The sequence below is a fragment of the Gelidibacter sp. F63206 genome, from assembly GCF_023015735.1.
The window spans coordinates 1-21,206 of the sequence record NZ_JALKAU010000038.1; the positions used below are offsets into that span (position 1 = coordinate 1).

The window sequence follows — 21,206 nt, forward strand, 5'->3', positions numbered from 1 at the left end:
GCTGTAACCTAAAATCAAATCAGGGCAAAAAGAGATTCCTGCCTGCGCAGGAATTGGTTTTAAAATTGTCATCGGCTCAAAACTAATTAATTTAAATGAGCTATCGTTTGAAAAAAATTTCAGCTGTACCCTAAAACCAAATCAACGTAAAAAGAGATTCCTGCCTGTGCAGGAATTGGTTTTAAAATTGTCATCGGCTCAAAACTAATTAATTTAATTGAGCTATTGTTTGAAAAAAATTACCTTTGTAACTCGTTCAACAATTAAACAGATCCCTGCCTTCGCAGGGAATATTATGGCAAGAATACTTACAGGCATACAAAGTACCGGCACACCACATTTAGGAAATATTTTAGGAGCAATCATGCCGGCAATCGACATGGCGAATGACACCAAAAATAATTCGTTTCTATTTATTGCAGACATGCATTCCTTAACGCAGATAAAGGATGCTGATACCCTACGCAATAACACCCACAGTGTTGCGGCAACTTGGTTGGCATTTGGTTTGGATATTGACAAAGTAGTCTTTTACCGTCAAAGTGATGTTCCTCAAACCACAGAACTTTCATGGTATTTAAGTTGCTTCTTTCCTTATCAACGACTGACCTTGGCGCATAGTTTTAAAGATAAAGCTGACCGTCTAGAAGACGTGAATGCCGGTTTATTTACCTATCCCATGCTGATGGCTGCCGATATTTTATTGTATGATGCCGAAATTATTCCGGTAGGAAAAGACCAATTGCAGCATATTGAAATGACTCGCGATGTGGCGTCTCGTTTTCATGCTAAATTGGGCGAAACATTTGTGATGCCTGAAGGCAAAATTCAAGAAAACACCATGCTTATTCCAGGAACTGATGGTACCAAAATGAGCAAAAGCAATAACAATTTTATCAATATATTCTTACCAGACAAACAGTTGCGCAAGCAAATTATGTCTATTGAAACGGATAGCACGCCATTGGAGGATCCAAAAGATTGGAGCATTTGCAATTGTTTTGCTATTTATAGTTTATTGGCTTCTGCTGAAGAAACTCAAACCATGAAGCAGAATTATGAGCAAGGTAATTATGGTTACGGACATGCCAAACAAGCTTTATATGAATTGATCCTTACAAAATTTGAAACGCCCCGTGAACGCTATCACTATTATATGACCCATCTCGAAGAAATTGATAAAGCGCTTGCAGTTGGTGCTGAAAAAGCTAAAGTAGTAGCTGATGAGGTTTTGGGACGGGTTCGCAAAAAATTGGGTTATTAGTTCTCGAGACCTGTCAGGTTTTTGAAACCTGACAGGTCTTAATTGTTAGGTTCTAAACATCAAGATTTCTCCAATAAACCTAAAAGGTTTTCTGTCTTCATTTCGAGCAGCTCAATATTATATAGGGTATTAAACATGAGATTCCTGCCTACGCGGGATTTATCAAATAACCTCAAACAATTTCCCAGGAAGCGGTCTAATGACCCCTTTAAGTTCCATGTTCAACAGCACACTTGCCACTTTAAAAATAGGCATCTGACATTCTAAGGCAATAATATCCAATAGTTGTGGCTCGATAGGCTGAAGAAAATTATAGATGGTTTTTTCATCCTCTTCCAATTCTACGAACAACTGCTTTTGAATGGCCGGTTTTTTGTCGTTCTCCAATTCCCAGTTTAAAATATAAGGCACGTCCATCGGGTTTGACAATAAATGTGCCTTATTATATTTTATCAAATTATTGCATCCTGTGCTTTGGGAATCTGTTGTTCTTCCAGGAACTGCAAAAACATCCCGATTATAGGAATTGGCAATATCAGCAGTGACCAAACTCCCACCTTTTTCAGCAGATTCAATGACAATAGTCGCTTCGCTAACTCCCGCAATAACACGATTTCTTTTTAAAAAGTTTTCTCGTTCGGGATTGGAGCTACTCCAGAATTCAGTCAAGAAACCTCCGTTTTTTTCAATTTCAGCCACATACTTTTTATGCACTTTTGGATAGATTTGATTTAATCCATGAGCCAAACAACCTACTGTTTGCAAATTGTGCTTTAAGGCCGCCTTTTGTGCTGTGATGTCTGTTCCGTAGGCAAATCCGGAAATAATTACCGGATTAAAAACCGCCAACTGTTCGATCAATTGCTCACAAAACGCCACTCCTGAAGAGGTAATCTTACGCGTACCAACAATACTGATGAGTCGCTGCTTTTTTAAATCTACGTTACCAGATTGAAATAATAAGATTGGCCCATCAATACAATGCTTTAATTTTTCGGGGTAATTGTTATCCATAAAATACAAACAGGAAATAGCATTCTCCTTAATAAATTTCAATTCTTCTTCTGCAGCAATCAAATGGCTTTTGTTATTAACATCTTGCAACATGCTGCTCCCAATTCCATCAATTTTGAGAAGAAGATTTCTCCTTTCTTTCAGCACTGCTTCTGCAGATCCGCAATGAGCAATCAGCTTTTTTGCAGTAATGTCGCCAATTTTTGGTACATTTTGCAGCGCAAGAATATAAATTAAGTCCTGATCTGACATCTATAAGATTGATTTAGAGGATAAACTGTCTAAACTTAAGCAATGTTAATAAATAGTAGGGGTTTAATTTCCACCAAAATCAAAAATTCATAACTTTGTTTCAATGCATATAGAAACTTACATAAGCGATTTACTCTACCGTTACGACTGCGTAACGATTCCGGAATTTGGTGCTTTTTTGACCAAACGTGTTTCCGCAAAGATTGATGAGAGTAACCATACCTTTTTTCCGCCTAAAAAGGTCATTTCATTTAATGAGCAATTACAACATAATGACGGTCTGTTGGCTAGTTATATAGCTGATTCAGAAAAGATTCCTTATGAAGTTGCCGTTCAGAAAATCAGCAAACAGGTCAAGTCGATCAGATCGTTCTTATCTGAAGGTGAAACACTTAGTTTTAGCAACATTGGTGATTTGGTATTAAACAACGATGGTAAGATCGTTTTTGAGCCTTCTCACAATAGCAATTACCTAACGGAAGCTTTCGGACTTACGGAGTTTAAATCTTCCAATGTCAATCGCGAAGTTTTTAAACAACAGGTGGAATCGCTTGAGGACGTCATTCCAATTTCCATTACTCCTGAAAGTCGGACCGGCTCAAAAACAAGACCTTATCTTAAATATGCTGCTGTGGCACTTATTGCCTTAACTGTTGGCGGTTTTGCTGCATCAAGCTTTTACAATAATCAGATAGAAGTCCATAATCAAATAGCTCAAGAGCAAGCTAATGACCAATTGGATGTCAAAGTTCAGGAAGCTACGTTTGTCATTGAAAATCCATTACCTGCGGCAACTTTAAAAGTTGAGAAACAACAAGGCAAATACCATATTATTGCTGGTGCTTTTAGAGTTGAAGAAAACTCTGATAAAAAAGTCCAACAGCTCCAAGAACTCGGATTCAAAGCTAGAAAAATCGGCGTCAACAAATACGGTCTACACGAAGTGGTCTATTCCAGTTACGAAAATAGCAACGAGGCTTTGGTAGCTTTACGAGATATTCGACTGAACTATAATAAGGACGCTTGGTTGTTGGTAAGAGAACTACAATAGATTTACGATATTTGATGGTTGATTTACGATTGTTGATTTTCAACAAGCCCAATCTAAGATTTACGACTGTTGATTTATGAGTTACGATTTTTGATTGGGAGCTTTGGGAAGAAGTTTTCTTAGTCTTGATCATCTACTCCAAATTTAGATTTTGTTGTACGTTGATAACGCAAATATATTAACCAACCTCAACGCCAAAGCTCAGAAACTACGTTATCATTATTTGTGCATTCGTGGCAAAAAATCACAAATCCACACTATCTTTGCAGCTTCAATTCAAAAATATCATCAATGCAAGCCAAACATCCTAATGACTCCGTGTGTATAATGACCGATTTGGTCCTTCCAAGTGAAACCAATCCTCTAAATAACTTATTTGGCGGAGAATTATTGGCACGTATGGATCGCGCTGCGAGTATTGCGGCAAGACGTCACAGCCGACGCATTGTTGTGACTGCTTCTGTAAATCACGTGGCGTTCAATAGAGTGATTCCCTTAGGTAGTGTTGTTACTGTTGAAGCTAAGGTTTCAAGGGCGTTTAAAACCTCTATGGAAGTGTATATTGATGTGTGGATTGAAGACCGCGAATCTGGAGTAAGGTCCTTAGCTAACGAGGCCATTTATACCTTTGTGGCTGTAGATGAGACTGGACGTCCAACCCCAATCGACACAATTGTTCCTGAAACCGACTTGGAAAAAGAACGTTTTGAAGCGGCGCTAAGACGTAAACAACTGAGTTTGGTATTGGCCGGAAAAATGAAGCCAAATGAAGCTACTGAGCTGAAGGCTTTGTTTAAGTAAGTTGAAATTATTGGTGGAAAACACCGACAATGGCAGAATTCTTATCAGATTACCTCACTATCCAAGCAGAAGGATCCTGAAATTTGGAGTCTTTATAAATATGAAACCACAACAGGCACTCACCACTGGACGGATCTGTAAACACCTCGCCAATATCTTGATTGGTGGTCACCCTATCGCCTTTAACCACATATACTCTTGATAGGTTTTTATACACCGTGATATAGTTACCATGTTGGATCAAAACCCAAGGATTTCCGGTTTTAGTCCCCTGAACGGCCAAGACCTCCCCATTGAATACAGCTCTAACCTTCGCATTTTTATCAGTTGCAATTCTAATACCACTACTGTTGATACTAACTGTATTATCAATTGAAGATCGTTGTTTTCCATAGCGCACCTTGATGACACCGGTACGCACTGGCCACGGGAGTTTGCCTTTATTGGATTCAAATTTGGCTTCCAATGCTTTGGCCTCTGGCGTCAATGCGAATCCTCTGGAAACCTTTTCAGATTTGCCCGCTTTTTTATTGGATGCCGCAATGGCCTCTCTAATCAGCCTTTCAATTTCTCGGTCAATTCTATCAGCTTCCTGTTGTTTGGCCTTTATTTGCGAGGCGTATGTACTCATATTTTTTCGTACGGAAGCCATGAGCTTTTCGTACTCTTTTACATCATCCTCCAACCTTTGCTTAGCCAACCGGTTTTCTTCTACCAATTTGTCCTTGTCTTTTTTCTGCTGAAGTAAAGTGGTGTTCAGCTCTTGCAGTTTCTCCGTTTTTCGTCTTATTTCTTCTCCTTGCTCCTTTTGGTAGTCTGTATATTGCCTAATGTACTGAAGTCGCTTGTAAGCCTGTTTAAAATTCTCGGAGGAAAGTAAAAACATGACTCGGCTTTGTTCTGATTTACTTTTATAGGATTTAACCACCATAGCGGCATAATCTTCCTTCAAATATTTTAATTGGTCGCGCAAACTGCTTATTTGCTTCTGATTGGCATTGATTTCTCGGGTCAATAAATTCGCCTGGTCATTGGTGACCTTAATCAGGTTCTTCCGAACATTCACTTTATAATTTAAATCTTCAACCGTCGTAATGATAGATCTTTCTTCCTTTTTTTGAGAAGCAATCAGATTGTTGATTTGTTGAATTTCCTTTAGAATAGTTTGACGTTTTGCCTCCAATTCCTGCTGCTTTTTACTTTGTGCATTCATAGCGAACGTACACAAGCTAAAAAGTAAGATCAAACGGAATATATTAGGGTAGTTACGCATTATTCAAGTTCAATTTCTTTATATCCTGACGGGATGTTGAATGGGAAACGGATCTCGCCGTTTAGTTGTACCGATTTGAAATCGAGATCGATGATAATTTCATCATTTTTTTCCACTGCAATGATACGAATGTTTTCAGGAAAAATTTGCTTGCTCACCTCTTGATATTTCTTATAATCTATCTGTAGCATCCTTTTTTCCAATGGTTGATATAACTGTTGGGAATCCAGTTTAAAAAATCCTGGGTTGATCAAAAAGAACAATTCAAACAAAGCCCGTTGGTCTTTGGGGTGCAACACATAGGATTCGTCGTTGGCAGCTGTCACATACGTGTCTGCTTTCAAATCAAAAATAGGTTCGCCAAGCAAGATGTTCTGGATCTTTTCAAAATCAATATCGGTGCCCAAAAGTCGGGTCAGTAGTGAAAAATCACCATTAAAATATTGATTGTTGAGTTTATCATAAAACTTGACACTGTCTTGAGTAATCATTACACGAGCAACGCCTAACGGTGCACTCATCCAGATAGCTTTATCCTTTTCCATTCGCAGGGTAACCGTAGTCCCATTTCCCGTGCTGCCTTCAGTATAATCAATACGCACCTTGGCTTGCAACGTTTTAAACCGTACCTCTTGTTTATTGTTCTCCCTGATAATTTGCTTTGCGGTCATGCTTTTATCAATTACCGCATTTGAAGTTAAGGTTTTGGTAGATCTACACCCCACACTTAAACCTAATATAAGTAGTAAAGCACCTAGTTTGTAAAGTCTCATTAATTTTGATTTTTTAAAGCGGCTGCCTTTTTTGCAAACAATTGGCTCTTGGAATTATTATTGTCAAGCTTGTAGGCGATACTGAGTTGGGTATAAAAATCAGCTTCCATTTTTGAATCTTCAATAACATAATCTAATCCAGTCTCCAAACTTGCGATAGCTTTTCTCGCCTGTTTCAACTTATTATGGGCTACACCATTGACCAAATATAGAATAGGTTGTGCTGGGAATAATTCTAAGGCCCGCTGACTTTTGGCAATAGCTTTTTCATTCTGGTTTAAGTCAATTTGAAGTAATAGCGCATCTTTTATGACTGAAAAATTATTTGGCTCCAACTTTAAAGCATCCTCAAAATACATCAATGCCTTTGGTTTGTCATCAAGAGTTAGGTAGTATTGGGCCAATTCTACCATAGTCTGAAAACTCTTATTTTCATCTATCAGGGCCGTTACATCGACAAGATCCTTTTCGTAATCGGGGTTCTTTGACACGAAGTTGACAAAATCGTTGAGCACTTTGGTTTTGGCATCGGCATTAATTTCTGGAGCTGTCAAAACGATTTTCATGGAAGCAATGGCTTTTTCTGTTTCATTTTTATCCAAATAAAACTTGTACAAAGCCAAATGCACCAACTTTGATTCTGGATGCACTTCCAAAAGTTTTTGTGCGGTTTCATAAGCCTTTTCAGTTTCTCCAGTTTCACTGTATCTATAAATAAGTGCCAAATAATTGGTTTCGTTTTCAGGATTCTGGTTGAGACGTCCTTCAAGATTCTCAATCCGGGCACCATCCCGTCCGGTAAGCGTATAGACTTGGTCTCTCAAATAATCCCTATCTGCACTAATACCAAATTCTTTATCCAATTCATCCAACAGTTTTAGAGCGTCCTTATAATCCTTGTTTTTTATGTATAATGATGCCAGATCCTGTCTGTAGTCAGGATGATATTTGACTAATTGTTTGACAGTTCTTATGGCTTTTTTGGTGTCACCTTGTTGATTATAGACTTCATAAAGCTCATCCAAATACCATTCGTTGTCAGGTTCTTTGGACACTGCCCTCTTTAAGGCATCTTCGGCAGCTCCAAAATTTTTGAGTTTATTGTAGTTTTTACCCAATTGATAGTACACCACAGCTTTATCATCCAATTTCCGGCATTTTAAAAGCTCATCAATGGCACGCTGATAATTTTCAATCCCTTGTTGTTTCAGAGCTTCAAAAAAATGCTCTTGGAATTGGTCTTCAACATTCCCGAGATCGTCAGTTGGTCTTTGGTTGAAATCGACTTGACCACAAGTGATTTTAGGAATGATAAATATTCCTATAAGAATTATTAATATGTGAAATTTTTGATTCATTTTTTTCCCGAAGCCTAATATTCTTCAAAAGATTGTTCCAATTTTGACGGAGCTGTAATTAACTTAATTATTTCTGGTTGATTTCTAAGATTAACTAAGTTATACCTAAAGGTTTCCTGCTTTTGTAGGAATTAGGATAGGTCAGAATAATCCCCAATACTAATCGTTTTAAAATTACCATCATAATGCACATGATTACCAATCATTGCTTCGTCTAAATTAGTATTTTTTATAATGCTGTTTGTTTGTATCAAGCTATTTTTTATCGTGGCATCTGTTATGGTGCAATTGTTTCCAATGGACACATTAGGACCTACAATTGCATTTTTTAAGACGACATTTTCTCCAATAAAACAAGGCTTAATAATCTTCGAGTTTTCTAAGCTCACCGAAGCTGCCACCATCTGTTCTTCACCATCGGCTTGCAAAAACCCTAGCATTCTGGTGTTTGTTTCCACGGTAACGGCTTTATTGCCACAGTCCATCCATTCTTCCACTTCGCCAGTCTTAAAGACTTTGCCTTTCGCCATCATGCCCTTGATCCCATCATTGATTTGATATTCACCACCATGGACAATATTGTTATCCAAAACAACTTGCAACTCTTGTTTAAGAACGTTCACATCCTTAAAGTAGTATATTCCTATAACAGCTAAATCACTTACAAAGTCCTTAGGCTTTTCAACAAGCTCTACAATTTCCCTTTTGTCATTCAATTTAACCACACCATAAGCTTCTGGTTCATCTACCTGCTTCACCCAAATAACGGCATCAGCTTCAGGGTCTAAATTAAAATCGGCTCTAATCAGGGTGTCTGCATAGGCAATTACAGCAGGTCCTGAAAGCGATTCCTTGGCGCACATAATGGCGTGTCCTGTTCCTAAGGGTTGATCTTGTCGGTAGATAGATGCTTTGGCGCCTAATTCTGTGGCCAATTCCGTTAAACTTTTAACGACATCATCTCCAAAAAAGGCCGGATCACCCAAAATAAAGGCAATCTCTTCGATTGGTTGATTTAAAACTTTGGCAATATCTTTCACCAAACGATGGACAATGGGTTGACCCGCCACCGGTATTAATGGTTTCGGAACTGTTAATGTGTGTGGGCGCAAACGTGAACCACGTCCTGCCATTGGGACTATTATTTTCATACGTAACGACCTGCGAAAGCAGGTATCTGATTTTATACCTGCGCAGGCAGGTATCTATTTTGGTTAAACTTAATACCTGCGCTTGCCTGTCCGTAGACAGGAAGGAGGAAATCTCTACATTTATAATTTATTTGTTAAAAGGAAATTTAAGAAGTATGGCCTTATACCTACAAGGTTTTAGAAACCTTGCAGGATTAAGAAAACCCTTCTTTCTTTCACTTCGTTCCAGTACTCCCAAACCCACCTTCTCCTCTATCCGTTTCAGAAAGCGTTTCAACAGCCACCCACTCCGCGCGTTCGTGCTTGGCAATGACCATTTGTGCAATCCGTTCGCCATTGACAATTTCAAAGTCTTCATTGGACAGATTGACCAAGATCACGCCAATTTCGCCTCTATAATCGGCATCAATGGTGCCAGGTGCATTCAAAACGGTAATCCCTTTTTTTGCTGCAAGCCCGCTGCGCGGTCTTATCTGCGCTTCAACGCCAATGGGAAGTTCAATAAATAAACCTGTGCCTACGATGCTTCTTTCTAAAGGTTTCAAAATTCTTGATTCTGATAAATTAGCACGTAAATCCATTCCTGCCGAGGCTATGGTTTCATAGTTGGGCAAGGTGTGATTGGATTTGTTGATGATTTTTATTTCCATGTTTGATTTATTATTTTTTCAGATCCTGATAACTATCGGGATCATGAGGTTTATTAATTTTATCCTGTCAGAAGCGTAGTATTGCTTTTCTTTAAACTATTGCGACAAAAAATTTAATGGTTTAATACAAGCTATCTGTTTTTTACAAGTTGTTTAATTTGATTCTTTTCGAGCATCACTACCAAAAACAGAAATAAAGTCAGTAAGCTGATTCCTATGACGTAATTTTCTCGATACACATAAAACGAAATTACCGAAAATGCAGAGGATACCAAGAGATAGAGTCCCATTTTTTTCAAATTATATGGGATTGGATAGTACTTTTGACCGTAATAATAAGAAGCTGCCATCATACTGGCATAAGCTACCAAAGTAGCAATTGCTGAACCCCTGTATTCCATAATCGGGATCAACCAAAAGTTAAGTGCCAAGGTAATTACCGCTCCAAAAACAGAAATATAGGCTCCAAATTTCGTTCTATCCGTCACTTTATACCATACTGAAAGATTGTGGTAAATGCCCAAACAAAGATTCGCAATTAAGATTAAAGGCACAATCCACATGGCTTCCCAATAGTCCTCGCTTCTTACGATATAGGGCTTTAAAACATCAGCAAAAACGACTATGGAAAGCAACATTACGGATCCAAAAGCAACAAAAAACTCTAAAATCTTTGCATAATTCTTCTGTGGATTCTCAGTGTTGGCGTGACTGAAAAAATAAGGCTCTATCCCCAAACGATAAGCTGTGGCAAATAAGGTCATAAACACTGCTAATTTGTAACAGGCAGAGTACATCCCTATCTTGGTATCGGCAATATCTTCGGGCAATAGATAATCCAAGAGGATACGGTCAAAAGTTTCATTGACCGAAAACGCAATCCCCGCAATCAATACCGGAATGGCATATCGCATCATCTTTTTAAAGAGTCCAGAATCAAATCGGTATTTAAACTGAAAGTAAAAGCTGAACATCAATACCAAAGTGACCGCGCTGGCTACTAAATTGGAGATAAAAATATAGTTGATCTCAAAATCAGGAACATACATCGATTTGAGTACTGCATTATGATCAGCCCATTTTTTTAAATAAAGAAGGAAGAAAACATTCAGCCCCAAGTTGATGGCTACACTTACAATTCTCAAAACAGCAAAGCGCATGGATTTGCCTTTGGCGCGTAACCAAGCAAATGGAATGACGACCAAGGCATCCAACATCAAAATCCAAATGACCAATGAAATGTATTCTTCTTTAATATCAGTCAGGACCGAAATATGCGATTTGAACAAATAGGCCAACACAAAAAAGCCCAGCGACGATACGATCAAAGAAATTGCCGAAGTCCCTACCACCTTATCCTGATCTTCTTCCTTATTGAAGTAGCGAAAAAAAGCCGTTTCCATGCCATAGGAAAGAATGACATTGAAAATTACAAACCATGAAAAGATAATGGACACTTTTCCGTATTCTCCAACAGATGAAAGCACCCCTTTTGTAGTGTACAAAGGCACCAACAGAAAACTCAACATTCTCGGTAAAACAGTTGCTAAACCGTAGATAAAAGTCTGCTTAAAAAGGGTTTTAAATCCGCTCAAAGTGGTTTTTAATTTGAGGTCAAAAGTAGGGAATCCCTAAGAGTTAACCAATTCTGAGAGGAAGTGTCCCCTAAAATTTTATCACTTGAAATACTCTAGCCTTCCAACTGATGCCTTGGGAGCATTTTCTTAAGATTTTTCCTTGATGTTTTCAATCTTGAAATACCTCGTATCACCTTTGAATTTATAACTCACAATACATTCAGTATTCTCAATTTTGAATGGGATTTTCTGTGGAACTCTAGGCGGTTTATTCGCCATTTCATCCAATGGATTACTGCTTATGATCATATCGTCGTTTGATTTTTTGAAATTTTTAAACACGCCCACATATAGGATATTAGAGTCTTCAGATTTTCTATCCAATTTTACGATTTGATTTCTAAAATACACCGAGTCCAACAGCATGTCTTGGTTTTCTTGGGAATGCATGGGAATGTAAAGATTGTATCCCGAATCGCCTGAGCCATCCTCCGAAGTCCAAGATTCTACATAAGCCTCTCCAATAATTGAAGGTGCATTTTTATCCATTTTTTTAGCTTCAGAACATTTGGATGCGCTTATAGACATCATGATGATTGTTGAAAAAAGATATAAGGTTTTCATATAGTATAGTTATTTATTGTGAAAAGATTACAAAAAACATTCCACAAAATAAAATAGGCTCCATTTGAGCGATATTTTAAAGCAGAAAGAACCTTGACCATTGTAAATGTCGCTTATTTAAAACTAAATAGATCCGTTTGATGCAAATAAAGAACCATTAGATTTCCAAAACATCAATTTCTGCCTGCTCCTTGTTCTCTCTGTAATTGTTGCATGAGTGCAGCACTTTGAACCGTTTTTCCCTGTCCCTCATAAATTAAAGCCAACAAATAACGATACTCTCCATTTTGAGGTTCGGTATTTAGAGCTGTCTTAATAGCTTTTTCGGCTTTGTTCCATTCCTTATTTTGGTAATAAAAGGTGGCTATATTATAGCTGGCACGCGTATTTGTGGGGTCTAATGTTACTGCTTTGGTTAGGTCGGAGATGGCCAAAGCTTCTTTTTTCACTTCAAAATTGAGTAAACCCCTTAGATAGTATGCTCTACTCGAATTTGGATCTTTTTTTATAAACGTATTCAAAGTATTAAAAGCTGCTTCTGTATTCCCGTTCATGCTATAGGCTGTGGCCAAATTTGGATAGATCGGTAACAGTAAACTATCCATTTTTAAGCCTGCTTGATACTGTTTGATGGCCCCTGCTATATCATTGTTTTGAATTAAATAATCCCCTAAACTCAATCTACCTGTAGAGAAGTCTGCATTGGTGTAAAGCATAGTCCTAAATTCGTCCTCCGCTTTGCTTAGGGCATATTGATCCAGGTTTTGAAGCTGTTCCTTGGGAATGCCATTCAGTAATTGTGCTGCGGCGATACGCACCAAACGTGAGGTGTCCTTAATGTGTTCCGCAGCAATAGAAACGCGCTCTGCAGGATTTAACAAGTTGAACTTCATCAATGCATTATGACGTACCAAAGGAGAAGTGTCCTTCAAGGTATTTAATACTGGCTCAAATTGTTCAATCCTTGTCATGTTCAAGTTGTCAATTACCGTGGCGCGTGCAATAGCCGGGTATTTTAGATCAGTAATATAATCATCCAACATTTTTCGCTCTACAGCAGTCATTCCCCTTTTGGTGCTTAGCAACAAACCATCAGAGAAATGTTCTCCTCTTTGGTTACCGTACCATTCTTCAACTTGGTTCGCTGCCCAAGCGTCGCTTTTGTCCATGTGGCAGCCTATGCAGGCGTTCGGTGTGCCATAAACCACGCTTTGGTCTGGTCTTGGAACCCGGAAGCTATGATCTCTTCTAAAGTCGATGCCCATATAGGTTTCTCCTGTCATATGACAACTTACGCATTGAGAGCTTTCAGTACCAACACCATGAAAATGATGTGACGAATCATTGTAATTTGGCTCATGGCACTGCATGCAGAGATTATTACCCTGTTTCTTAAGTTTTAAGGTATGTGGGTTGTGGCAATCGGTACATTTAACACCATTATGGAACATCTTACTTTGCACAAAGGAGCCGTACACATAAACTTCATTTTTTATCTGTCCATCGCCATGGTAGTTAACAGTATCAAGCACTTGCAATAGGTATTGATCGTCAAAATACTCTCCAGGCACATAATTTTCAGTCAATTTAGTACGTCGTGAATGGCAGGTTGCACACATATTGAGTTGGTCAAATTGTGAGTTTCCTTTGAGTATATAGGCATTTGAGATAGCTGTTTTATCGGTGCTGTTATTTGCCCAAAAAATGTGCTTTTCTGCAGGTCCATGGCAGCTTTCACAACTTACATTTATGGAAGAATAGGTCGTTTTGAACGAATCATCCTGATGGTTGTAATTCTTTTTTAAATTGGTAGAATGGCATTCCGCGCACATGGTATTCCAGTTTTGGGAGCTTTCGGTCCAATGCAACCAATCGTGCGGATCCATTTTATTCCCAGTATATTGGTGGTACCATTTGTTATCAACTGCATCCCAAGTTACTCTAAGTACCTGTTTTTTACCGTTTTCAAAATCTACTAAATACTGTTGCAGCGGATGTATCCCAAAGGTATAGCCAATAGTATATTCTTTTTCAGAGCCATCTATTTCTTTTATCTGAACCGTAAAATCAGTATTCTTTTTGGAGAAAAAATAGGTGACTCCATCAAGGGTGATTTTCACATCGTTAAAATCTCCTAAGACGGTAGAATCATTTGCAATTTGCATGGCAAGATCATGATCGGACCTTTTCCATTCTTTATAAGCCGTTTTGTGGCATTGTATACATTGTGAATCCCCTACATAACCATCGACGTGAACCGATTTAAAATCTGCAATATCCGTGTAGGCATCTGTCCCGCTGTTATTTTTACACGCAGAGAAGATCAGCATAAAAAAAAGGAAATAAAAATAGGTTCGCATATCAGGAAGCAAATGGCTTTTACACCTCTAAGATAGAATTTAATTGCAATTCTGTTTTGGTATCTGGCTATAATTCAAAAAAACTTAAAGCAGCATAATAGTTCAGTAAAGAAAAAAAATGCCTATCAACACTAGTGCCTGAATGTTTAAATATTTGATTTGAAGGCTGTTCTTTGATCGTAATGGCAATAGAATTCAATGTGCTGTCGCTTTCATTTCCTTATCCAAAATTTGAGCAACCGCCTGTCTATATTTTATAGGATTAGTAGCTTTTTTAATGGCTTTGTATGTTTTCTGAGGATTTGATGTGGATTGGGAAAAGTACTCCCAAAAACCCAACATCTTTAATTTTATAGGGGTTGGCCCAGACAAATAGGCGTCGTATTGTTGGTAAATAGTATCGTGAAATTCTGAGAAAATAGCCCATCGGTTTTTGGGATATTCAGTCGTATTGTTTTTGATCATGCTGGGTAAAAAAGGATCAGCAATCAATCCGCGGCCAATCATAAAATGATCAAGCATAGGAAAACGTTCTTCAATAGCTTTAAAAGCAGAAACACTGGTGATGTCGCCGTTATAGTATAACTTGTGTTTGGTGCTTATGGTACATTTTTCAAAAGCATCCAAATCTACTGGGCCTTTGTAAAGTTGTTTCCCTATTCTGGCATGAATGGCAATATTTTTTAGCGGATAGTTATCCAAAATAGGAAAAACCTCTAAGATTTCTTCAGCATTCTCGTAGCCCATGCGCATTTTCATGGACACCAAGATATCAGTTTCGTTGTGGGCTCTCTGTAAAACCTCATCAATTTTTGTAGGATTGCAGATCAATCCAGAACCCATCCCCGATTTGGCAACCATAGGATAAGGGCAACCCAAATTCCAATTCAATTCTTTATAGCCTAAACTTTGTACATATTTGGCAACATAGACAAACTCGTCAGCATCATTGGTAATGATTTGCGGGATCACCTCTAAGCTTGTGTTATTTTCTGGTAAAATATCGTTTTGATAGGATTGCTTGATCTTCAGTTTTCCATTGAGCCTGATGTACGGGGAATAGAAGGTGTCAATCCCTCCAAAGTAATGATTGAAGGCATTGCGAAATCTGAAATCTGTAAAGCCCTGTAAAGGGGATGAAAGGAGCGTAAGAGCCATGGTATTTTTTAGAGGGGTAAAGATAGAACAATTGGAAGTGATTATTATACCACGAATATTCATTTCGGCATGCAGGTTTTTGAATTGTTTTTATAGTCTAGGTAATGATGAAAGACCTAACAGGTTTTAGAAACCTGTTAGGTCTGATAATACTTTTAATTAAGTGAATTCAATTAACCCTGCTTTAATGCGTATTTTTGCCCCCTATCATATTTACAGTTACCTATGCAACATTATAAAGACACAACTACTAAAAAAGATAAATCACAGTCTAAGGTCACTATGGCGCAGGCCTTCAAAACAATCATTTGGCCGCGGCGAAACTTAGTGTTTATTGGTTTAATCTTGATTGTTCTTAGAAGTTTGTCGGGTTTGGTTTTACCTTGGCAGAGTAAAGTGTTACTTGATGAGGTAGTTCCAAATAAGGACATGTCGCAACTTTACACCCTAATCGTCATAGTCATAAGCGCCATTACAATTCAGGCGACGACCTCATTTTTGTTGACCAGAATATTAAGCGTACAAGCCCAATATTTAATCAGTGAATTGAGATCTCAAGTACAGAAAAAAGTCCTGTCATTACCGATCAGCTTTTTTGACAATACTAAATCGGGTGCCTTGGTGTCAAGGATCATGACAGATGTTGAAGGTGTTAGAAATCTGATAGGTACTGGCTTGGTGCAGTTGGTAGGCGGTTCGTTTACGGCGATCGTGTCCTTGATAATTTTGATTAAACTGAATGCCTGGATGACACTTTTTGTCTTATTGCCACTGTCCATATTTGGTCTGGTTGCCTTAAAAGCTTTTAAATATATACGTCCAGTGTTTAGGGCTCGTGGTAAAATAAATGCTGAAGTTACTGGTCGATTAACAGAAACTCTTGCAGGAGTTCGGGTGATTAAAGCCTTTAATGCCGAGGAACAAGAAAATAGTGTTTTCGAAAAAGGAGTTGAGCGCTTATACCAAAATGTTAAAAAGAGCTTGACGGCAACGGCCTTAATGACGAGTTCTTCAACCTTTTTAATTGGCGTCGCCACCACCGGTATTATGGGAATGGGCGGTTATTATATGATGATTGGCGAAATGACCACAGGGGACTTTTTGTTCTTCACCCTCATCCTGGGGTTTATGATTGCTCCAATAGTTCAAATGAGCAATATCGGGAGCCAATTGACCGAGGCCTTGGCAGGTTTGGATAGAACTGAAGAACTCATGAATATGACGGCTGAAGAAGACAACCAAAACAGAACCATTGCCTTAGATACTTTAAAAGGCGATATTGAATTTACAGATGTGTCATTCTCTTATGAAGAAGGCAAGCAAATTTTGCACAATATTAATTTTAAAGCGCCAGCGGGCTCTGTAACTGCTTTGGTGGGAAGTTCAGGTTCTGGAAAATCAACTATTGCAGGACTTTCAGCTACATTTTTAACTCCGAAAATAGGAAAGGTCACTATTGACCATCATGATTTATCGCAAGTCAAATTAAGCAGCTACCGTCAATATTTAGGCGTGGTGTTACAGGATGAATTTTTATTTGAAGGCACAATTCGCGAAAACATCATGTTCCCGAGACCAAATGCCACGGAAGAAGAATTACTAAATGCGGTAAATGCAGCCTATGTCAACGAATTCACAGACCGTTTTGATGAAGGTTTAGATACTTTAATTGGTGAACGAGGCGTCAAACTTTCTGGCGGGCAACGCCAACGCTTAGCAATTGCCCGAGCCATTTTAGCCAACCCCAAAATCATCATTTTAGACGAAGCCACGTCAAGCTTAGACACCCAAAGTGAAGCCTTAATTCAAAAAAGTTTGGCTGAATTGATTAAAGACCGAACAACTATTGTGATTGCCCACCGTTTAAGTACAATTAGAAAAGCCGATCAGATTTTGGTCATTGAAGCAGGACATATTGTTGAACGCGGCACCCATGACCAATTGATTGCCAAAGAAGGCAGGTATTATGAATTGTATACCTATCAGGCGAAGATTTAAGAGATTTCAACTGGGAAGTCTTTTGATTTATGTGGCACCCGAACTAAACCCGAACTAAACCCGAAGGAAACCCCTGAAGCTTTTGAATATCGAAAATAGAAGGCTGAACACCGAATATTGAAGTATGGTCCTGGCTGCACCTTCCAATTATTTCCTGAAAGTGGGACGCATTTTAGTAGGTGGGGTGCTGATCCTGAAAACTGTTGCAGCGGTAAAGGTACGCGATGCAATCGCGCACCAGCGAAGGATTTAAATTGTTTTCATAATATACATTTTAATTGATTTTACCTTTAGATTCAAAATCAATAAAATGTTACATGGAGAGTTTTAGGCATAAAAAAAGACTCACTTTTGGAAAGTAAGGCTTTTAAATTACGAGATTTCTGCTTGCGCAGGAATCCGTGTTTTAATTATTAAGCGCTTCAGCTCCACCAACGATCTCAAGGATCTCGTTTGTAATGGCAGCTTGACGTGCTTTGTTATAGGTCAATTTCAATTGATCTCTCAATTCTGTGGCGTTATCTGTTGCTTTATGCATCGCAGTCATACGAGCGCCGTGTTCTGAAGCGAAAGAGTCTCTAAGAGCCTTATAAAGCTGTGTCTTTAAAGATTTAGGAATTAATTCCTTGACGATTTCTGCTTTTGAAGGCTCAAAAATGTAGTCGGTGTCTACTTCTTCAGCGCCTTCCATCGGAACTATCGGCAAAAACTGTTCGCTCATAATTTCTTGAGTCGCCGCGTTCTTAAACTTATTGTAAACTAAAACTATTTTATCCGTTCTATGGGTCAAGAAATGATCCATCAGCAAATCGGCAATTTCAGCAACATTATCAAAAGTCAAATCGTCATAAATATCGCTTTTATTGGCAATAACCCGATCGCCTTTCTTAAAGGCATCCGCAGACTTTTTACCTATTGCGAAAACAGAGACTTCCTTACCTGCATACTCTTCTCTGATCAAACGATTGGTTTCTTTGATAATATTTGAATTGAATGCACCGGCCAAACCTCTGTTGGAGGTAATGGATACCAAAGTCACATTTTTGATTTCACGCTGTTCCGCAAATTCACTTCCCGAATCGGCATCTAAAGTTGCGCTTAAGGTTTGCAATAATTCCGTTAATTTATCAGAATACGGACGCATAGCAGTAATCGCATCTTGCGCTTTCTTCAACTTCGCAGCAGATACCATTTTCATGGCACTAGTGATCTGCATCGTGGAAGACACCGATGTAATTCTGTTACGTATTTCTTTTAAGTTTGCCATTTTACAAGTTATGAGTTATGAGTGCAGAGTTATGAGTTTTTAATTATAGCAACTAATATCCTAATTAACTCTTCACACTTATCCTTCAGGTCTTTTGGTACGTCTCTTCCTGTTGCTTCAAGAATTTCCAACCAATATTTGGTTTCGTCAGCCTCTTTAAGAGCTATACCAAATTTATTTTTAAAATCCTTTGTACTTACAACTCTTTGAGCTTCTCTTGTATTGGCACCAATACTTGTTCCACTCTTTAATATTTGAGATGCTAACTCAAAGTCTTTGTTTTGTTTTAATTTATCAGTAAAAAGAACAATCTCGCATGCAAATAGAAAACTCTTAATGCGAATTGGACTGTTATCTAATGACATCTTTTTTCAAGTTATGAGTTATGAGTGAGGAGTTATGAATTCTTTACTTGAGATTATTAACTCTGAACTCATAACTCTAAACTTATAACTTTTTATTTACGAAACTTCGCCGATAATTCCTTAGCCACTGCTGCCAGCGTATCAGTAATCTCATCAGTTAGTTTTCCTGCCTTTAAAGCTGCAAGAACATCACTGTGCTTAGCTCTTAAGAACTCTAAATAATCACGTTCAAATTCTCTTACTTTTTCAACAGGTACATCTCTCAATAAGTTTTTAGATCCTGCATAAATGATAGCAATCTGATCTTCAACTTTAAATGGATCGTTTTGAGCTTGTTTCAATATCTCAACGTTACGTCTTCCTTTTTCAATAACATTTAAAGTCACGGCATCAAGATCAGAACCAAACTTAGCAAAGGCTTCCAGTTCACGGAATTGCGCTTGATCTAATTTTAAGGTTCCAGATACTTTTTTCATCGATTTAATCTGCGCATTACCACCTACACGAGATACCGAAATACCTACGTTAATAGCTGGACGAACACCAGAGTTAAATAAATCACCATCCAAGAAAATCTGTCCGTCAGTAATAGAAATTACGTTGGTAGGAATATATGCCGATACGTCACCTGCTTGTGTTTCAATGATAGGTAATGCCGTTAATGAACCACCACCTTTTACCATTGGTTTCAACACATCTGGCAAATCGTTCATTTCTTTGGCTATATCATCGTTGTCGATAATCTTAGCTGAACGCTCCAATAATCTTGAGTGAAGGTAGAAAACGTCACCAGGGTACGCCTCACGTCCCGGTGGACGACGTAACAATAATGAAATTTCACGGTAAGCTACCGCTTGTTTTGACAAATCGTCAAAAACAATCAATGCTGGACGGCCAGTATCTCTAAAATACTCACCAATTGCAGCACCGGCAAACGGTGCATACACTTGCATTGCAGCAGGATCGGATGCATTGGCGGCAACAATCGTTGTATATGCCATTGCTCCTTTTTCTTCCAAGGTTTTTGCAATCAAAGCAACTGTTGATGCTTTTTGTCCAACCGCTACATAGATACAATAAACAGGCTCACCTGCATCATAGAATTCTTTCTGATTGATAATGGTGTCAATACAAACTGCTGTTTTACCAGTTTGACGGTCACCAATAACCAATTCACGTTGTCCTCTACCAACAGGAATCATGGCATCAATAGATTTGATACCTGTTTGTAATGGTTCAGTTACCGGTTCACGGTAAATAACACCAGGAGCTTTACGTTCTAATGGCATTTCATAAAGCGTTCCACCAATAGGGCCTTTTCCGTCAATCGGAGTTCCTAAAGTATCCACAACACGTCCAACGATTTCTTCACCAACTTTTAAGGAAGCAATACGCTCTGTACGTTTTACGGTAGAGCCTTCGCTGATACCTACTGCTGGTCCTAATAATACGACACCTACGTTATCTTCTTCAAGATTCAGTACGATGCCTTCAAGACCATCTGCAAATTCAACCAATTCACCATATTGGACGTTTGCCAAGCCGTAAACACGGGCAATACCATCTCCAACAGTCAATACCGTTCCTACTTCGTCCAATGAAGCACTAGCTTCAAACCCTGACAATTGTTGCTTTAAGATTGCTGAAATTTCAGCTGGTTTTACTTCTGCCATTTTTATTAATTTTGAATTCAGAATTTAGAATTCTGAATTATTTTAGTTTAATATAAATTCTCTTTTTAACTTATTTAATTTGTTCGCAATACTTGCATCGTACTGAATATCTCCAACGCGTAAAATGAAACCACCTAAAATGGATTCATCAACAATATTTACAATATCAGCTTCTTTGCCCGTAAGCTCTTTTACTTTGGCCAATACCTTCGCTTTAAGGGCATCAGTTAAGGCTACCGCCGAAGTTACTTTTGCAACTTGCTTGCCCTGACTTTCGTTATAAAGCTCTGTAAACTTTTGGGCAACTTCACATAAAATGTCGATACGCTTATTCTCAATTAACGTATTAATCAACCCTGAACTTAACTTGTTTAGGTCTTTGAAAATTGCCAATAACGCCGATTTTTTTGTTGCTACAGGTATTACAGCACTTAAAAGCATGTCTTTTAATTCTGTACTGGCCTCTACAGCATTAGCAATGGATTTCATATCAGCATTGACAATCTCTGCCGAGTTTTGGTCTTTAGCAAGATCTAAAACTGCTTTTGCATAACGTATTGCTGTTCTTGTTTGTGCCATATTACTCCCTGCGAAGGC

At 38.4% G+C, this 21,206-nt stretch carries 18 protein-coding genes; 4 read left to right on the forward strand and 14 right to left on the reverse strand.

Annotation, left to right across the window (positions count from 1 at the left end):
* Window positions 1-295 precede the first annotated feature (295 nt).
* Window positions 296-1,264, forward strand: a complete 969-nt coding sequence (trpS, locus tag MWU32_RS00440) for a tryptophan--tRNA ligase (RefSeq protein ID WP_246936766.1) — start codon at window positions 296-298, stop codon at window positions 1,262-1,264.
* Between the two features lie 162 nt (window positions 1,265-1,426).
* On the opposite strand, the gene dprA is transcribed toward trpS, so the two are convergent.
* Window positions 1,427-2,530, reverse strand: coding sequence for a DNA-processing protein DprA (gene dprA / locus MWU32_RS00445; protein WP_246936709.1), 1,104 nt, complete (start codon window positions 2,528-2,530; stop codon window positions 1,427-1,429).
* A gap of 103 nt (window positions 2,531-2,633) precedes the next feature.
* Here dprA and MWU32_RS00450 point away from each other — a divergent pair, with 103 nt between their 5' ends.
* Both MWU32_RS00450 and MWU32_RS00455 read left to right on the forward strand, forming a co-directional pair.
* Complete coding sequence (locus tag MWU32_RS00450; protein ID WP_246936711.1) at window positions 2,634-3,581, forward strand: SPOR domain-containing protein; 948 nt, start codon at window positions 2,634-2,636, stop codon at window positions 3,579-3,581.
* A 291-nt stretch (window positions 3,582-3,872) separates the two neighbouring features.
* The gene (locus MWU32_RS00455) at window positions 3,873-4,382 is read left to right on the forward strand and encodes an acyl-CoA thioesterase (protein WP_246936713.1); all 510 of its coding nucleotides are present in this window, start codon (window positions 3,873-3,875) and stop codon (window positions 4,380-4,382) included.
* A gap of 49 nt (window positions 4,383-4,431) precedes the next feature.
* Here the strand turns inward: MWU32_RS00455 and MWU32_RS00460 are convergent, their stop codons facing one another.
* From MWU32_RS00460 to MWU32_RS00500, 9 genes are all read right to left on the reverse strand, one after another.
* The gene (locus MWU32_RS00460; protein ID WP_246936715.1) at window positions 4,432-5,595 is read right to left on the reverse strand and encodes a murein hydrolase activator EnvC family protein; all 1,164 of its coding nucleotides are present in this window, start codon (window positions 5,593-5,595) and stop codon (window positions 4,432-4,434) included.
* A gap of 59 nt (window positions 5,596-5,654) precedes the next feature.
* Window positions 5,655-6,428: a DUF4292 domain-containing protein gene (locus MWU32_RS00465; RefSeq protein ID WP_246936717.1), complete on the reverse strand. Its 774-nt coding sequence runs from the start codon at window positions 6,426-6,428 to the stop codon at window positions 5,655-5,657.
* Window positions 6,428-7,786 (reverse strand): tetratricopeptide repeat protein, encoded by a 1,359-nt coding sequence (locus MWU32_RS00470; protein WP_246936719.1) that lies wholly within the window; start codon window positions 7,784-7,786, stop codon window positions 6,428-6,430. The genes MWU32_RS00465 and MWU32_RS00470 overlap by 1 nt, the downstream gene beginning before the upstream one ends.
* A 131-nt stretch (window positions 7,787-7,917) precedes the next feature.
* Window positions 7,918-8,937, reverse strand: coding sequence for a sugar nucleotidyltransferase (locus MWU32_RS00475; protein ID WP_246936721.1), 1,020 nt, complete (start codon window positions 8,935-8,937; stop codon window positions 7,918-7,920).
* A 215-nt stretch (window positions 8,938-9,152) separates the two neighbouring features.
* On the reverse strand, window positions 9,153-9,587 hold the full coding sequence (dut, locus tag MWU32_RS00480; protein WP_246936723.1) for a dUTP diphosphatase: 435 nt from the start codon (window positions 9,585-9,587) through the stop codon (window positions 9,153-9,155).
* A gap of 131 nt (window positions 9,588-9,718) precedes the next feature.
* On the reverse strand, window positions 9,719-11,182 hold the full coding sequence (locus MWU32_RS00485; protein WP_246936725.1) for a lipopolysaccharide biosynthesis protein: 1,464 nt from the start codon (window positions 11,180-11,182) through the stop codon (window positions 9,719-9,721).
* Window positions 11,183-11,311: 129 nt separating this feature from the next.
* Window positions 11,312-11,788 carry a hypothetical protein gene (locus tag MWU32_RS00490; protein ID WP_246936727.1) on the reverse strand — a complete coding sequence of 159 codons (477 nt, stop codon included), beginning with the start codon at window positions 11,786-11,788 and terminating at the stop codon, window positions 11,312-11,314.
* Between the two features lie 173 nt (window positions 11,789-11,961).
* Window positions 11,962-14,118 carry a tetratricopeptide repeat protein gene (locus tag MWU32_RS00495; RefSeq protein ID WP_246936729.1) on the reverse strand — a complete coding sequence of 719 codons (2,157 nt, stop codon included), beginning with the start codon at window positions 14,116-14,118 and terminating at the stop codon, window positions 11,962-11,964.
* A gap of 225 nt (window positions 14,119-14,343) precedes the next feature.
* A complete protein-coding gene (locus tag MWU32_RS00500; protein ID WP_246936731.1) occupies window positions 14,344-15,306 on the reverse strand; it encodes a tRNA dihydrouridine synthase in 963 nt (320 codons plus the stop codon).
* Between the two features lie 225 nt (window positions 15,307-15,531).
* On the opposite strand from MWU32_RS00500, the gene MWU32_RS00505 reads away from it, so the two are divergent.
* Window positions 15,532-17,304, forward strand: coding sequence for an ABC transporter ATP-binding protein (locus tag MWU32_RS00505; RefSeq protein ID WP_246936733.1), 1,773 nt, complete (start codon window positions 15,532-15,534; stop codon window positions 17,302-17,304).
* A gap of 406 nt (window positions 17,305-17,710) precedes the next feature.
* Here the strand turns inward: MWU32_RS00505 and atpG are convergent, their stop codons facing one another.
* The 4 genes from atpG to atpH form a co-directional block, all read right to left on the reverse strand.
* On the reverse strand, window positions 17,711-18,571 hold the full coding sequence (gene atpG, locus MWU32_RS00510) for an ATP synthase F1 subunit gamma (protein ID WP_246936735.1): 861 nt from the start codon (window positions 18,569-18,571) through the stop codon (window positions 17,711-17,713).
* A gap of 29 nt (window positions 18,572-18,600) precedes the next feature.
* Entirely contained in the window at window positions 18,601-18,936 is a 336-nt protein-coding gene (locus MWU32_RS00515) for a four helix bundle protein (protein ID WP_246936738.1), read from the reverse strand.
* A gap of 92 nt (window positions 18,937-19,028) precedes the next feature.
* Window positions 19,029-20,609 carry a F0F1 ATP synthase subunit alpha gene (atpA, locus tag MWU32_RS00520; RefSeq protein WP_246936740.1) on the reverse strand — a complete coding sequence of 527 codons (1,581 nt, stop codon included), beginning with the start codon at window positions 20,607-20,609 and terminating at the stop codon, window positions 19,029-19,031.
* Between the two features lie 42 nt (window positions 20,610-20,651).
* Entirely contained in the window at window positions 20,652-21,188 is a 537-nt protein-coding gene (gene atpH / locus MWU32_RS00525) for an ATP synthase F1 subunit delta (protein WP_246936741.1), read from the reverse strand.
* Between the last annotated feature and the right edge of the window lie 18 nt (window positions 21,189-21,206).

What these genes read in the sequence shown, in the direction of transcription:
- atpG (WP_246936735.1), bottom strand. Translation starts at nt 18,571, where the DNA reads ATGGCAAACTTAAAAGAAATACGTAACAGAATTACATCGGTGTCTTCC.
- MWU32_RS00455 (WP_246936713.1), top strand. Translation starts at nt 3,873, where the DNA reads ATGCAAGCCAAACATCCTAATGACTCCGTGTGTATAATGACCGATTTG.
- MWU32_RS00450 (WP_246936711.1), top strand. Translation starts at nt 2,634, where the DNA reads ATGCATATAGAAACTTACATAAGCGATTTACTCTACCGTTACGACTGC.
- MWU32_RS00465 (WP_246936717.1), bottom strand. Translation starts at nt 6,428, where the DNA reads ATGAGACTTTACAAACTAGGTGCTTTACTACTTATATTAGGTTTAAGT.
- MWU32_RS00500 (WP_246936731.1), bottom strand. Translation starts at nt 15,306, where the DNA reads ATGGCTCTTACGCTCCTTTCATCCCCTTTACAGGGCTTTACAGATTTC.
- MWU32_RS00515 (WP_246936738.1), bottom strand. Translation starts at nt 18,936, where the DNA reads ATGTCATTAGATAACAGTCCAATTCGCATTAAGAGTTTTCTATTTGCA.
- MWU32_RS00505 (WP_246936733.1), top strand. Translation starts at nt 15,532, where the DNA reads ATGCAACATTATAAAGACACAACTACTAAAAAAGATAAATCACAGTCT.
- atpA (WP_246936740.1), bottom strand. Translation starts at nt 20,609, where the DNA reads ATGGCAGAAGTAAAACCAGCTGAAATTTCAGCAATCTTAAAGCAACAA.
- dut (WP_246936723.1), bottom strand. Translation starts at nt 9,587, where the DNA reads ATGGAAATAAAAATCATCAACAAATCCAATCACACCTTGCCCAACTAT.
- MWU32_RS00495 (WP_246936729.1), bottom strand. Translation starts at nt 14,118, where the DNA reads ATGCTGATCTTCTCTGCGTGTAAAAATAACAGCGGGACAGATGCCTAC.
- MWU32_RS00470 (WP_246936719.1), bottom strand. Translation starts at nt 7,786, where the DNA reads ATGAATCAAAAATTTCACATATTAATAATTCTTATAGGAATATTTATC.
- dprA (WP_246936709.1), bottom strand. Translation starts at nt 2,530, where the DNA reads ATGTCAGATCAGGACTTAATTTATATTCTTGCGCTGCAAAATGTACCA.
- trpS (WP_246936766.1), top strand. Translation starts at nt 296, where the DNA reads ATGGCAAGAATACTTACAGGCATACAAAGTACCGGCACACCACATTTA.
- MWU32_RS00460 (WP_246936715.1), bottom strand. Translation starts at nt 5,595, where the DNA reads ATGAATGCACAAAGTAAAAAGCAGCAGGAATTGGAGGCAAAACGTCAA.
- atpH (WP_246936741.1), bottom strand. Translation starts at nt 21,188, where the DNA reads ATGGCACAAACAAGAACAGCAATACGTTATGCAAAAGCAGTTTTAGAT.
- MWU32_RS00490 (WP_246936727.1), bottom strand. Translation starts at nt 11,788, where the DNA reads ATGAAAACCTTATATCTTTTTTCAACAATCATCATGATGTCTATAAGC.
- MWU32_RS00475 (WP_246936721.1), bottom strand. Translation starts at nt 8,937, where the DNA reads ATGAAAATAATAGTCCCAATGGCAGGACGTGGTTCACGTTTGCGCCCA.